11 protein-coding genes are annotated in these 12,667 nt (G+C 65.6%); 5 read left to right on the top strand and 6 right to left on the bottom strand.

Translation table 11 applies throughout. From position 1 onward, the window contains the following. Positions 1 to 170: 170 nt before the first annotated feature. The 3 genes from NCR37_RS03445 to NCR37_RS03435 are packed head-to-tail and all read right to left on the bottom strand — an operon-like array spanning position 171 to position 3,837. Positions 171 to 749 carry a hypothetical protein gene (locus NCR37_RS03445; RefSeq protein WP_250471651.1) on the bottom strand — a complete coding sequence of 193 codons (579 nt, stop codon included), beginning with the start codon at positions 747 to 749 and terminating at the stop codon, positions 171 to 173. 58 nt (positions 750 to 807) lie between these two features. Beyond that, entirely contained in the window at positions 808 to 1,479 is a 672-nt protein-coding gene (lolA, locus tag NCR37_RS03440) for an outer membrane lipoprotein chaperone LolA (protein ID WP_250471649.1), read from the bottom strand. A 30-nt stretch (positions 1,480 to 1,509) separates the two neighbouring features. Further along, on the bottom strand, positions 1,510 to 3,837 hold the full coding sequence (locus NCR37_RS03435) for a DNA translocase FtsK (RefSeq protein WP_250471648.1): 2,328 nt from the start codon (positions 3,835 to 3,837) through the stop codon (positions 1,510 to 1,512). A 344-nt stretch (positions 3,838 to 4,181) separates the two neighbouring features. On the opposite strand from NCR37_RS03435, the gene trxB reads away from it, so the two are divergent. From trxB to NCR37_RS03410, 5 genes are all read left to right on the top strand, one after another. Beyond that, the gene (gene trxB, locus NCR37_RS03430) at positions 4,182 to 5,189 is read left to right on the top strand and encodes a thioredoxin-disulfide reductase (RefSeq protein WP_175939732.1); all 1,008 of its coding nucleotides are present in this window, start codon (positions 4,182 to 4,184) and stop codon (positions 5,187 to 5,189) included. A gap of 223 nt (positions 5,190 to 5,412) precedes the next feature. Further along, positions 5,413 to 6,204 carry a Smr/MutS family protein gene (locus NCR37_RS03425; protein WP_250471637.1) on the top strand — a complete coding sequence of 264 codons (792 nt, stop codon included), beginning with the start codon at positions 5,413 to 5,415 and terminating at the stop codon, positions 6,202 to 6,204. A 10-nt stretch (positions 6,205 to 6,214) separates the two neighbouring features. Next, positions 6,215 to 6,835 carry a trimeric intracellular cation channel family protein gene (locus NCR37_RS03420; RefSeq protein ID WP_175939730.1) on the top strand — a complete coding sequence of 207 codons (621 nt, stop codon included), beginning with the start codon at positions 6,215 to 6,217 and terminating at the stop codon, positions 6,833 to 6,835. Positions 6,836 to 6,950: 115 nt separating this feature from the next. Then, positions 6,951 to 7,604 (top strand): protein-L-isoaspartate O-methyltransferase family protein, encoded by a 654-nt coding sequence (locus NCR37_RS03415; protein ID WP_175939729.1) that lies wholly within the window; start codon positions 6,951 to 6,953, stop codon positions 7,602 to 7,604. Between the two features lie 82 nt (positions 7,605 to 7,686). Beyond that, complete coding sequence (locus NCR37_RS03410; protein WP_175939728.1) at positions 7,687 to 8,010, top strand: rhodanese-like domain-containing protein; 324 nt, start codon at positions 7,687 to 7,689, stop codon at positions 8,008 to 8,010. A 109-nt stretch (positions 8,011 to 8,119) separates the two neighbouring features. On the opposite strand, the gene NCR37_RS03405 is transcribed toward NCR37_RS03410, so the two are convergent. From NCR37_RS03405 to hemC, 3 genes are read right to left on the bottom strand one after another with little or no spacing between them, the layout of a single operon-like run. Continuing rightward, positions 8,120 to 9,313, bottom strand: coding sequence for a heme biosynthesis protein HemY (locus NCR37_RS03405; RefSeq protein ID WP_250471851.1), 1,194 nt, complete (start codon positions 9,311 to 9,313; stop codon positions 8,120 to 8,122). Further along, a complete protein-coding gene (gene hemDX / locus NCR37_RS03400; RefSeq protein ID WP_250471635.1) occupies positions 9,313 to 11,373 on the bottom strand; it encodes a fused uroporphyrinogen-III synthase HemD/membrane protein HemX in 2,061 nt (686 codons plus the stop codon). The genes NCR37_RS03405 and hemDX overlap by 1 nt, the downstream gene beginning before the upstream one ends. Further along, positions 11,373 to 12,419: a hydroxymethylbilane synthase gene (gene hemC, locus NCR37_RS03395; RefSeq protein WP_250471633.1), complete on the bottom strand. Its 1,047-nt coding sequence runs from the start codon at positions 12,417 to 12,419 to the stop codon at positions 11,373 to 11,375. Before hemC ends, hemDX begins: the two co-directional genes overlap by 1 nt. Positions 12,420 to 12,667: the final 248 nt, after the last annotated feature.

The following is a 12,667-nucleotide window of genomic DNA, read 5'->3' as shown; positions in this document are numbered from 1 at the left end:
TGCGTTTTGCGTTCGCGGCGCTGAACCCCAAGCGCTGTCGCGTCGCGTTTGACAAGCGTCGTCGACGCCTTCATCGCAAGTCCGGCGGCGACGCTTGCGTGTCACGATTGCAGCTTGTTAGCAGTCGAAACTATCCAACGCCTGCGCAGAAGACATGCATCGCGCTTTTTTCAACGACGCAAGCGAAAAGTCATTGTCGAATCGATCGGAGTCCTCTTATTATCGTCTGACGCATTGAAGGATCGAGTAAGACCGTATCCGCCGATGCGCGCGGCATCGAACCGCGACAACACAACCAATAAGGGGAACACGATGAACAACATGACGGTGCGCGGAGCGGGAAGCTGGCGAATCGCGATGGCAGGCGTGGCCGGCTGCTTCGCATTATCGGCGAACGCGTACACCATGCCGGGCGGCACGATCACGTTCCGAGGCGCGCTTGTGTCGCCGCCGTTCGCAATATCGGCGGCATCGGCCATGCACGCAGGCGCATCGACCACGCTGAGGCAACACGGACGAACAGCGACCGTCGCGTTCGACGCTTTTCCGAACAGCACCCCCAACGCCGCGGTTTCGCTGATGGTCGACAACCATCGTGCGAAACCGGATGCCTTGGTCGCGGACTTCGTGGACGGCAACGGCCATCGCATTGCGGCAGCGAGCGACGGTGCATTCCGCGTCGGCGCTGCGGGCGGAGTGTTGTCGATGCAAAACAGATCACCGTCAGCGATGCGCGTGACGCTCGTCACGGAATATCGCTAGACGCGCCGCAAACGATGCGCGGCTCCGAAGAGCCGCGCCGCGACATCATCCGTTGATGACGTCCGCGCCTTTCGGCACGTTGAACTTGAACGTATCGGCCTTCACCGGCGGATTCTTCTGGATGTTCGAGAACGTGAGCAGGGTCACGTTGCCGAATACGTCGTGCAGCTCCATCGCTTCGAGATTGCCGTCCTTGAAGCCGATGCCGACCGTCTGGAACTGGGTGTCCTTCGCCTTCGGCGTGAGTTCGAGCCAGTCGATGCCGCCCTTCACGCCCGCATCGCGCAACGTGAAGTTCTTCTCCAGATCGTTGCTGCCGAAGAGGATGGCGGCAGGGCTGGCGCCGAGCGCGCCGCCGAGGTTGCGCACCGTCACCTGGTTCAGGTCTTTGTCGTAGACGTAGAGCTTGTCGCCGTCGGCCTGCAACAACTGCGAATACGGCTTCTCGTACGACCAGATGAACTTGCCGGGCCGCGCGAACATGAACGTGCCGCTCGAGCTCGCGCCCTTGGTCGGCGTGGTAGTGCTGCTCGCGCCGTTGTTGACCTTGCCGGGCGCCTTGACTTCCTGCTGCGTGAAGTCGCCGCGCGCCGCGTGAACCTGCGACACGAACAGCTTCAACTGCTCGGTGCCGCTCGCGAATGCGTGCGACGCAAACAACATCGACGCCGACAGCAGCGCCGCGCCGAATGCCTTCTTCCCCGTGTACTGCTTCATGCTGTTGTTCTCCTTCCGTAACCGCCCGTGCTATTCCGACTCGCGCGCGGGCGTGAGGATCTCGCGGTTGCCGTTCGACGACATGGCGGACACGAGACCCGAATTCTCCATCTGTTCCAAAAGGCGCGCGGCGCGGTTATAGCCGATGCGCAAGTGCCGCTGCACGAGCGAAATCGACGCGCGCCGGTTCTTGATCACGACCTCGACCGCCTGATCGTACAAAGGATCGGACTCGCCATCGGTCGAGCCGGTTCCGCCCGCGCCCGCCGCGCCTTCGTCGCCCTCGCCCGCGAGCCCGCCTTCCAGAATGCCCTCGATGTAGTTCGGCTCGCCGTGCTCCTTCAGCTTGTCGACCACGCGATGCACTTCCTCGTCCGATACGAACGCCCCGTGCACGCGCACCGGCAGGCCCGACCCCGGCGGCAGATAAAGCATGTCGCCCATGCCGAGCAGCGATTCGGCGCCTTGCTGATCGAGAATCGTGCGCGAGTCGATCTTCGACGACACCTGGAACGCCATGCGCGTCGGCACGTTCGCCTTGATGAGGCCGGTGATCACGTCTACCGAAGGACGCTGCGTCGCGAGAATCAGATGGATGCCCGCCGCCCGCGCCTTTTGCGCGATACGCGCGATCAGTTCTTCCACCTTCTTGCCGACGACCATCATCAGATCGGCGAGTTCGTCGATCACCACGACGATATTCGGCAGGCGCGTAAGCGGCTCGGGATCGTCGGGCGTGAGGCTGAACGGGTTCGGGATCTTCTCGTCGCGCTTTTTCGCTTCGTCGATCTTCGAGTTGAAGCTCGCGAGATTGCGCACGCCCATCTTGCTCATGAGCTTGTAGCGGCGCTCCATCTCGGCGACGGCCCAGTTCAGCGCGTGACCGGCCTGCCGCATGTCGGTGACGACCGGGCACAGCAGATGAGGAATGCCCTCGTAGACGCTCATTTCGAGCATCTTAGGATCGATCAGGATGAGGCGCACCTGCTCCGCGCTCGCCTTGTAGAGCAGCGAGAGGATCATCGCGTTGATGCCGACCGACTTGCCCGAGCCCGTCGTGCCGGCAACGAGCAAGTGCGGCATTTTCGCGAGGTCGGCGCACACCGGATTGCCGCCGATGTCCTTGCCGAGGCCCATCGTGAGCGGCGAGGCCGCCGCCGCGTAGACTTCGGAACCGAGAATTTCGGAGAGCTTGACCGTCTGCCGGCGCTGATTCGGCAATTCGAGCGCCATGTAGTTCTTGCCGGGAATCGTCTCGACCACGCGAATCGACACCAGCGACAGCGAGCGCGCCAGATCCTTCGCGAGTCCAACGATCTGGCTGCCCTTCACGCCCGTCGCCGGCTCGATTTCATAGCGCGTCACGACCGGCCCCGGATACGCCGCCACCACGCTCACCTCCACGCCGAAGTCCTTCAGCTTCTTTTCGATGAGGCGCGACGTGTATTCGAGCGTGTCCGCGGCGATGGTTTCCTGCGTCTTCGGCGGCGGATCGAGCAACGCGATGGCCGGCAACGTGGAATCGCCCGGCAGATCGGCAAAAAGCGGCACCTGCTTTTCCTTCTCGACGCGCTCGGAGCGCGGCGGCGTGGCGACCGGCGGCACGATCACGACCGGTTCGTGATCCTCGTGCTTCACGCGCGAGCGCACGACCTTGCCTTCCCGCTTCGATGCAGCTTCCTCGCCGAGCTTGCGGTCGCGGCCCGCTTCGCGGCGCAGTTGCGCGCCGGTGATCGCATTAAGAATGCCCTCGCCGACCTTCTCGCACACCGAGAGCCACGAGAACCGGAAATACAGCGAGAGACCGATGGCGAGCGCAATCAGCAAGAAGAGCGTCGCGCCCGTGAAGCCGAGCGCATGCGAGACGTGACGCGCGATCATGTCGCCGACCACGCCGCCCGGCGCGCGCGGCAGCGGCACCTTGAGCGACCACATGCGCAGCGCCTCGATGCCGTCGCTCGCCAGCAGCACGAGCACGAACGCGAACGCTTGCGCAAGCCACGTGCGGTCGCGCGGCGCGTCTTCGTCGTCTGACGAAGCCTGCGCCGCCGGCTCGGCGATCCGCCGGTAATTCGCGACGATGCGCCGCCCGAGCAGCACGACGAGCCAGTACGACGACAGCCCGAACACGAGCAGCAGAATGTCCGACGTGTACGCGCCGACGCGCCCGGCCCAGTTGGAAATGCGATCGACGCTCACCGCGTGCGTCCAGCTCGGATCTTTCCGGCTGTACGAAATGAGCGCCATGACGAGGAAGAGCCCGAGGGCGACCTGGAGAATCCAGCGAATCTCGGTGAAGAGCCGCGACATGCGGTGCGGCAACGCCTGCGGGCTCGCGGAATAGGATGCTTTGGCCATTGATTCGGTGTCGCTTGTCGCGGCCTTCGTCGGTTCGATCGGGGCCGCATGAACGGTGACCTATTGTAAACGCTGCATTGCGGTGAAAGGCGCAAAAACGGCCGCGTTCTTGCAACCTGTAACACTCCTCACATGCCGCTCATCGCCCGTTTCTGCGTGGAATCTGCGACGCGCCTCTATCAAAGCGATTGAAAGGTTCACTCGGAACGCTTTCGCAGCGGCCTTTATAATCGAGGTTTCGCATCCAACTACGGGTCATCGGCGGCACGCATCGGGTGCCGAACTTGCTGCGCGAAGCAGAGCGCATGCACTGCCGATCCGACCATCCATAACGGACCACCATCATGTCATCACCGCAACCCGCGCCCAAACACGCCAAAGTGCTGATTCTCGGTTCCGGCCCCGCCGGCTATTCCGCCGCTGTTTACGCGGCCCGGGCGAATCTGGCGCCGCTGCTCGTCACCGGCCTCGCGCAAGGCGGCCAGTTGATGACCACGACCGACGTGGAAAACTGGCCGGGCGATCCCTCGGGCGTGCAGGGTCCGGAACTGATGCAGCGCATGGAAGAGCACGCGCGCCGGTTCAACACGGAAATCGTCTTCGATCACATCCACACCGCGAAACTCAACGAGCGGCCGCTGCGTCTGATCGGCGACGCCGGCGAATATACGTGCGATTCGCTCATCATCGCGACGGGCGCGTCGGCGCAATATCTCGGCAATCCGTCGGAACAGGCGTTCATGGGCAAAGGCGTGTCGGCCTGCGCGACCTGCGACGGCTTTTTCTATCGCAACGGCGAAGTCGCGGTGATCGGCGGCGGCAACACGGCCGTCGAAGAGGCGCTGTATCTGTCGGGCATCGCGAAGAAGGTGACGGTCATTCACCGCCGCGACAAGTTCCGCGCCGAGCCGATCCTGATTGACCGCCTGCTCGCGAAGGAGAAGGAAGGCGTCGTCGACATCAAGTGGAATCACGTGCTCGACGAAGTGACCGGCGACGAATCCGGCGTTACGGGCCTGCGCGTCAAGCACACGCAGACCGGCGAAACCACGGACATTCCGCTGCAAGGCGTGTTCGTCGCGATCGGCCACAAGCCGAACACCGAACTCTTCGCGGGTCAGGTGGAGATGAAGAACGGCTACATCATCACCAAGGGCGGCACGAGCGGCAACGCGACGGCCACGAGCATTCCCGGCGTGTTCGCCGCGGGCGACGTGCAGGACCACATCTACCGCCAGGCCATCACCAGCGCGGGAACCGGCTGCATGGCCGCGCTCGACGCGCAGCGTTATCTCGAAGCCATCGACGAGACGCCGACGCCGCACTCGATGAGCCACGAAAAGGATCGGTAAGCACGAGGGCGCGGCGCGCCTTCACCCTTGACGAACCATTTCGTCGAAAAACGGGCCCCGGTTCGCGCCGCCGGCCCGTTTTTTGTTTCCAGCATTGTCGAAGGCTGTTTCCCGCCGGCGCATTCGGCGACGACCGCGCCCGTGGCACAATCGGCGCGCTGCGTCGGATCTACGCCGTATCCAATCCGCCGCTGCACTCGCAGCCGACCTTTCTGGCCGAACGATGCCGAAAAATCATCCTCACCCGAACGAACCGAAGCCTCGCCGTCCGCAGACGCCGCGCCCGGCCGCTGTCGAAAAGCCGCCGGCCGCCGCTCCACGCGATGTATCGGATGCGGTGAAGCGCGACGGGCTCGCGGGCCTCGCCGGGCTGAAGGACGCGCTGAAGGCCGACGCCGACAAGCGCGCCGCCGAACGCGCCGCTGCGGCGCTCGCCGAACGGGAAGCAGCCGCGCACGCGGACGAGTTTCGCCGGTCCATCGGCCAGATCGAGCCGCTCAAGACGCCGCCGCGCATGACCGTGGCGCGCGTGCCCCCGCCGCCGCTTCCGCTGCAAAGCCGCCGCGACGAGGAAGCTGTGTTGCAGGAAGCGCTCTCCGACGAGTACGACCCGGAAAGCCTGCTCGATATCGACGAGACGCTCTCGTATTGCCGGCCGGGCATCAGCCAGGAAGTCGTGAAAAAGCTGCGGCGCGGCGCGTGGATCGTGCAGGCGCAGCTCGATCTGCACGGCATGCGGCGCGAAGAAGCGCGCGAGGCGCTGGCGGAATTCATCCGCGAATCGGTGAAGCGCGGCCTGCGCTGCCTGCGCGTGATTCACGGCAAGGGACTTGGCTCCATCGGCAAGGAACCCATTCTCAAAGGCAAAGTGCGCGCGTGGCTCACGCAAAAGGCGGAAGTGATTGCCTTTTGTCAGGCGCGTCCGCACGACGGCGGCGCGGGCGCCGTGCTCGTCCTGTTGCAGCCGGGCGGCACGCCGCGGCATCACAATCATCCCCAAGACAAGACCCGCTGACTGAACGACCGTGCATCCGAGACTCACCCTCGCCATTTCCATCATGGAGGCGTTCGCGATCTTCGCGTATGCGCTCTCCGGCCTCATCGAAGCAAGAAAGCGGCGGCTGGACGCCGTGGGCGCCTTTCTCGTCGCGCTCGCGACCGCGTTCGGCGGCGGCACGGTGCGCGACGTGCTGCTCTCGCGCCGCCCGTTCTACTGGGTCGAGCATCAGGATTACGTGCTCGCGATCTTCGCGATGGCGATCTTCGCGCCGCTTTTTCTGCGCCTGACTTCGCGCCTGTTCGACCAGCGCGCGCTCCTCGTTACCGATGCAATCGGGCTCGGCCTCTTCAGCGTGTCGGGCACGTCCATCGCGCTCGATGCGCAGATGCCCGCGTTCACCGCGACGATGATGGGCGTCACGACCGGCGTTTTCGGCGGCATCATGCGCGACGTGCTGTGCAACGAGATTCCGCTGATTCTGCGCGATTCGCGGCCGTACGCGGTGTGCGCGTTCGCGGGCTGCTGGATCTATCTCGGCCTCGCACAACTGGACGTCGACACCATCTACAACGTGCTGCTTTCGACGGCGTTCATCCTCGTCGCGCGGCTCGCCACGTTCAAGCTGGACATTCGCCTGCCGCATTAGGGCGGGTGGGAAAACCCGTCCGTTTGCTACAATCGCGAAGTCAAACCGCCCCGTCCGGCCGCTCGCGCCGGTGCTTCGGGGCACCGGTTTCCTGTCGTCTACACGCACACAGAACATGAACATCGAGCAAGCGCGTTTCAACATGATCGAGCAACAGATTCGTCCCTGGGATGTGCTGGACCTGGACGTGCTCAACCTGCTGTCGATCGTCAAGCGCGAGAACTACGTTCCCGCCGCCTATCGCAACATCGCTTTCGCGGACCTCGAAATTCCGCTGCCGGGCGGCGAACGCATGCTGGCCCCGAAGATCGAAGCGCGCATTCTGCAAGAACTGACGGTGCACAAGGGCGAGACGGTGCTCGAAATCGGCTCGGGCTCGGGCTACATGGCCGCGCTCCTCGCGCATCGCGGCCGCAGCGTGACGACCGTCGAGATCTCGCCGGAACTGGCCGAATTCGCGAAGCAGAATCTGGCGGCCAACGGCGTGACGAATGCGGAAGTGGTCGTCGGCGACGGCGCGCGCGGCTGGAGCCAGGGTGCGCCGTTCGACGTGATCTGCGTGTCGGGCGGCCTGCCCGTGATGCCGCAGGAGTTTCTGGAGCTGCTGAACATCGGCGGGCGCATCGCGGCCTTCGTCGGCACGGCTCCGGTGATGGAAGCGCAAATCATCACGCGCATCGACGAGAAGCAGTTTCGCGTGTCGGCCGTGTTCGAGACTTTCGTCGCGCCGCTGAAGAACGCGCTGCATCCGCCGGCGTTCAAGTTCTGAGCGTTCGACTCTCGCCGCCGGGCCGCCGGGCTTCCCCGCGCCCGGCGTCCGCTTCGCCCACATCTTCCGCGCCCGGTATTCCATGCAAAACCTGACCGCATCCGAACTCGCCGCGTGGCTCGCGGATTCTTCCCGCCCCGCTCCCGTTTTGCTCGACGTGCGCGAGCCGTGGGAACTGCAAACCGCGAAGATGGAGAACGTCGTGTCCATTCCGATGCGCGACATTCCCGCGCGCAGCGAGGAACTGGAAGACGACGCGCAGATCGTTTGTATCTGCCACCACGGCGCGCGCAGCGCCCAGGTCGGCATGTTCCTCGAATCGCGCGGCTTCACGAATATCTTCAATCTGTACGGCGGCATCGACGCGTGGTCGCGTCAGGTCGATCCTTCGGTTCCGACGTATTGAAGGTCGGCGGGCGCCCTCGCCCGCGTCTCGTTCTGCTATTCCGGCGCCGCACAAAACAAAGGCCGCATACGCTCTCGCGCATGCGGCCTTTTCACGCTGAACCGACGCCCTAGACGACGTTCATCGCCAGCGCGCTCGCCCGATAATGCTCGGCGGCCTTCTCGGCATCGCCCAGTTGCTCATGCAGGCGCGCCAGCGCGCGATGCGTCCGGATTTTGAGCGGCTCGTTGTCTGCCAGTTTGAGCGCCGATTCGAGGAACGCCTGCGCCTTGCCCCACAACTGCTGATGCAGGCACAAGCGCCCGAGCGTGAAAAGCAGGTCCGCGTCTTCCGTGCGCTCCTTTTGCCAGGCTTCGGCGCGCTGAATCAACGGGAACGCATCGCCGCCGACGACGCAATCCGGATAGCGGCGCAACAGCCGCGCGTCCCAGTTATGCGCGAGCGCCTCCTCGACGATCTTCCTCGCCTCCGCGCGGCGATCGAGCGCGATCAGCAATTCCGCCGCGAGATCGGCCAGACGCGGCGACTGGCGCTCCGTCGCGGAGAGCGACTGCCAGAATTCGAGCAGCGCGTCCGGATTGTGCCGCCGGTCGCGCAGCAGGTTTTCCGCCGCCACCTGCCGCAAACGCACGGCGACCGCCGGATGCAACGCCTCGCGCTTCTCCAGCATGCGCGCGAGCTTCAGCACTTCTGCCCAGTTCTTCAACTGCTGCTGGGCGCGCAGCGCGATCTGCTGCGCGTGAATGCGCCGCCCGCCTTGCGCCTGAATCTCCGTCAATGCGACGAGCGCGCCGTCCGCGTCGCGGCCATCGGCGCGCATGTCGGCGGTGGCCATCAGACGCGCGTCCTGCCAGTCCGCGCCGCTGATCTGCGCGAGCCATTCATCGCGACGCCCGTATTCATGCAGCCGATGCGCCGCATTCGCGCCGATCAGCCCCGCCGCGCCCCGGTTCTCCGCGACGGAAAGCGCATCGCGCGCGGCTTTCTCCGCCTTCGAGAAACGCCCGGCGTACAGGTGGCCGATGGCATCGCGCAACGAAGCGTTCGCCTTCGCGAGCCGGCTGCGGGCGCGGTAAGCGGCCACGCGCTGCGGCATTTTCCAGACGCCGCGCGCCGCCCGAATCAGCGCGTACAGCGCGATGAACAGCACGACGAGCGCCACCGCGAACAGATTCAGCGACACGTCGACGCGATACGGCGGAACGACGATCAATACCTGCCCGCCATTGAAGCCGCCGACCGTCGCGACGATCACCGCGACCGCGAAGAGCAGCGCGAGCCAGATGAGTCCTCGAATCGTCATCATCCGCCTCGCTTGAACTGATGAACGGCGGCAAGGCTCGCGTCCAGGTTCGGCACGGCGACCGCGAGCGACGCCTGATCGACCTGTTTCACGAGATCGCGCACGGCGGCGACCTTCTTGGACGACGGATCGAAGTAGCGGCCGAGCGCGGCATCCGCTGCCGCGAGATCCGACTTCAGCGTAGATTCGCTGCGCGAAAGCAGCGACAGACGCGCCGACAACAGGCGCAGCTTCACGTTCTCCCGCACGAAGTAGCCCTGATCGGGCGACGTGAGCATGGCGTCCGCATTGTCAATGCGCCGCACCGACACCAGACTCGACAACTGTTGTCCGATGCCGCTCGTGATCTGCCGCCACAGCACCTTCCAGCGCGGCTCGCCGGTGGCCGCGGCGATCGACGCGCTGTCGCCCGGCGCGGCGGCCTGTGCCCGCGCGCGCTCGATCGGCGCCTCGCCCGCGAGCGGCAAGCCGTCGATCTGCTCGATGGCCGTGTCGAGCTTGATGGCGAGACCGGTGAGGTCGGTGGTTTGCGTCGACTTGAGCTTGTCGATGTCCTGCGTGATGGCCTTGCGGATCGCCACGACTTGCGGGCCGGTCGTCGCGGCGAGGCGCGTGTCGGCGCTTTGCAGCGCGAAGAGCGCGAGCTGGACGTTTCCGGTCAACTGCAACTGCTGGCTTGCGCTGGAGAGAATCTGCTTGACTTCCGCGATCGTCCAGTCGTCGCGGTTGCTCGCGAGATCCTGATACTGCTGCTGCAACGCCTGACTGTGCGCTTCGGCATCGGCGAGCTTGCCCTGCAACTGGATCAACTGCGTGTTGAGCGCGGAGGTCGCGCTCGCCGCCTGATCGGCCTTGGCGCGCAGAGCGGCGTTCTGCGCATCGGCTTCTTCGACGCGCTGCGCCATCTCCTGTTCCTTGCGGTCCACTTTGCGGTTCAGCGCGTAGCCGCCCGCGCCCGCCGCCACCGCCAGAATGGCGACGACGAACCACAACAACACAGTGCCCGCGCCGCCGCGCCGCTTCTGTTGTTCATACGGCGTGAAGGGCGTGTTCGGCGGCAAGGGCGGTGTCACGTTCGGCTGAGGTGAAGCTTTCTTGGAATCGTTCGAGTCAGTCATGCGTGATTGAGCCGTTTGGTGGGCCGGCGGCGTGGCCGGCGATGTGTCGGTCGCTCGAGATGGCGCGTGGTTCGGCGTCTCTTCATGGCGCTTCGGCTCCGCTGCGGCGGATGCGCCGGCGTCAGGCGGAAAGAGCGTCAGGAGCGTATGCACGATGCGTTCGTCGCCGGCGCCGGACACCGTAATCCTATCAAAACCCGTTTGGCGCGCGGCTTCGGCAATGCGCGGGTGCGGGCAGACGAGCGGCGCGTGCTTGAGCCGAGCGATTTCGTCGGCGGTGAGATGCTCGCGGGCGAGCTCATCCAGATTACGCACGCCTTCGGAACTGGTGAGCAGCCACGCATGATCGCCGCCCAGCAGCGCGTGGATGCGCTCCCACTTTCGCATGGACGGCTCGGGCAGCAGACGCCGGTATGCCGCGACCTTCGTCACCCGGGCGCCAGCCTGTTCGAGCCGTTCGGCGAGCCACTCGCGCCCGCCGTCGCCGCGCACGATCAGCACGCGCCGGCCGTCGAGCCCGTTCGCGCCGAAGTGCGACTCGATGGCGGCGTAGAGCGCCTCGGAATCGAAGCGCGGATCGTTCGCCTCTTCCGAGGGGCTGATCACGCGATGCGTCGGCGCATGCACGCCTTGTCGCGCGAGCGCCGCGACGCTGCCCGGCCCGACGACCGCTACCGGCACGTCTGCCGGCCACGGCGCGAAGAGGCGGCCGAACGCGTGATCGACCGCGTTCGGCGACACGAACACGACGAGCGCGTAGCGCTCGGGCGCGTACAGCTCGTCGAGGGCGGCGCGAAGGAGCGCGTCGTCGGCGACCGGGGCGATGTCGATCAGCGGAAAGTCGAACGCGTCGAAGCCCGCGCGAGCGAGCCGCTCGACGAGCGCGGCCGACTGCCCGCCCGGACGCGTAATGACGACGGTGGCGCGGACCGTGCTCGCCATCAGGATGCGTTCGCCGCGGGCGGCGGCGCTGGATTGTCCGGCGAACCGCTCGCGGACGGCGGCTCGTTGGGCGCGTCGGCGCGGCTCATCGTCGAGAGCGCATTGACGATCTCGGCTGCGCCTTGCGCTTCGAGATCGGCCGACACCCGCTGACCGAGCGCGAGCGCGCCGGCCAGATCGGGCGCGTGCACCGCTTCTTCGGCGCGCAGCATGCGTTTGCCGTCAGGCATCGACACCGCGCCGCGCAAATAGAGGGCGCCGTCGCTCCATTGCGCGAACGCGGCGAGCGGCACTTCGCAGCTTCCGCCGAGCGCGCGCGACACCGCGCGTTCGGCTTCGACGGCGAACGCGGTGGCTTCGTCATGCAGCGGCGCGAGCCACGCCGCGAGTTCCGGGCGATCCGCGCGAATCTCGATGCCGAGCGCGCCCTGTCCCGCCGCCGGCAAGCTCTCGGACGCATCGAGGCATGCGCGGATGCGCGATTCGAGACCAAGCCGCTTCAGACCCGCCGCCGCGAGAATGATCGCCGCGTAGTCACCGCGGTCGAGCTTGGCCAAGCGCGTGTCGAGATTGCCCCGCAGCGGCCGCACGTCGAGATGCGCAAAGCGCGCGCGAATCATTGCTTCGCGGCGCAAGCTGGACGTGCCGACCACGGCGCCCGCCGGCAGCGCCTCGAGCGATTCGAAGTGCGGCGACACAAAGGCATCGCGCGGGTCTTCGCGTTCGAGAATGGCGCCGAGCGTGAAGCCTTCGGGCAACTGCATCGGCACGTCCTTCAGCGAATGCACCGCGAGATCGGCGCGGCCTTCCGCGAGCGCGGCTTCCAGTTCCTTCACGAAGAGACCCTTGCCGCCGACCTTGGACAGCGTGCGGTCCAGAATCTGATCGCCGCGTGTCGTCATTCCGAGAATTTTGACGTCGCAAGATGGATATAATTTGTGCAGCGCACACCGCACATGCTCGGCTTGCCACATCGCGAGCCGGCTTTCCCGCGAAGCGATGACAAGCGTGGCGGGCGGTGTCGTTGAATGCGTCTCGGAATTCATTGATGCTCGATCGAATGACGGGATGAAATAACGAACAATGGTAGCACGCACGCCACGGTCCATTCGGGCATGGGCGGCGCGCGAGAGCCTTGTCCGGCGCGCCTTTCCGAGCGCCGCGAAGCGGGCTTGGCGCATGGGGAGACACATGCGCCAGGCGCGGACGCCTCGCACACGTTCATCTTGCTGGTCCGCATGACTTGCTTCGCGCGGCGCCGCACAGGCCGCCGTTTCGCCGATGGTCCCTGGCT

The organism is Caballeronia sp. GAFFF1, assembly GCF_023630705.1.
Lineage (GTDB): Bacteria > Pseudomonadota > Gammaproteobacteria > Burkholderiales > Burkholderiaceae > Caballeronia.
Note: the sequence above shows the minus strand (reverse complement) of the source record. Positions and strands in the feature narration are given on the sequence as shown.

Excerpts from the sequence above, each read along its gene's own strand:
- lolA (WP_250471649.1), bottom strand. The coding sequence starts at position 1,479 with ATGAAGCAGTACACGGGGAAGAAGGCATTCGGCGCGGCGCTGCTGTCG.
- hemC (WP_250471633.1), bottom strand. The coding sequence starts at position 12,419 with ATGAATTCCGAGACGCATTCAACGACACCGCCCGCCACGCTTGTCATC.
- NCR37_RS03425 (WP_250471637.1), top strand. The coding sequence starts at position 5,413 with ATGCCGAAAAATCATCCTCACCCGAACGAACCGAAGCCTCGCCGTCCG.
- NCR37_RS03415 (WP_175939729.1), top strand. The coding sequence starts at position 6,951 with ATGAACATCGAGCAAGCGCGTTTCAACATGATCGAGCAACAGATTCGT.
- trxB (WP_175939732.1), top strand. The coding sequence starts at position 4,182 with ATGTCATCACCGCAACCCGCGCCCAAACACGCCAAAGTGCTGATTCTC.
- hemDX (WP_250471635.1), bottom strand. The coding sequence starts at position 11,373 with ATGGCGAGCACGGTCCGCGCCACCGTCGTCATTACGCGTCCGGGCGGG.
- NCR37_RS03405 (WP_250471851.1), bottom strand. The coding sequence starts at position 9,313 with ATGACGATTCGAGGACTCATCTGGCTCGCGCTGCTCTTCGCGGTCGCG.
- NCR37_RS03410 (WP_175939728.1), top strand. The coding sequence starts at position 7,687 with ATGCAAAACCTGACCGCATCCGAACTCGCCGCGTGGCTCGCGGATTCT.
- NCR37_RS03435 (WP_250471648.1), bottom strand. The coding sequence starts at position 3,837 with ATGGCCAAAGCATCCTATTCCGCGAGCCCGCAGGCGTTGCCGCACCGC.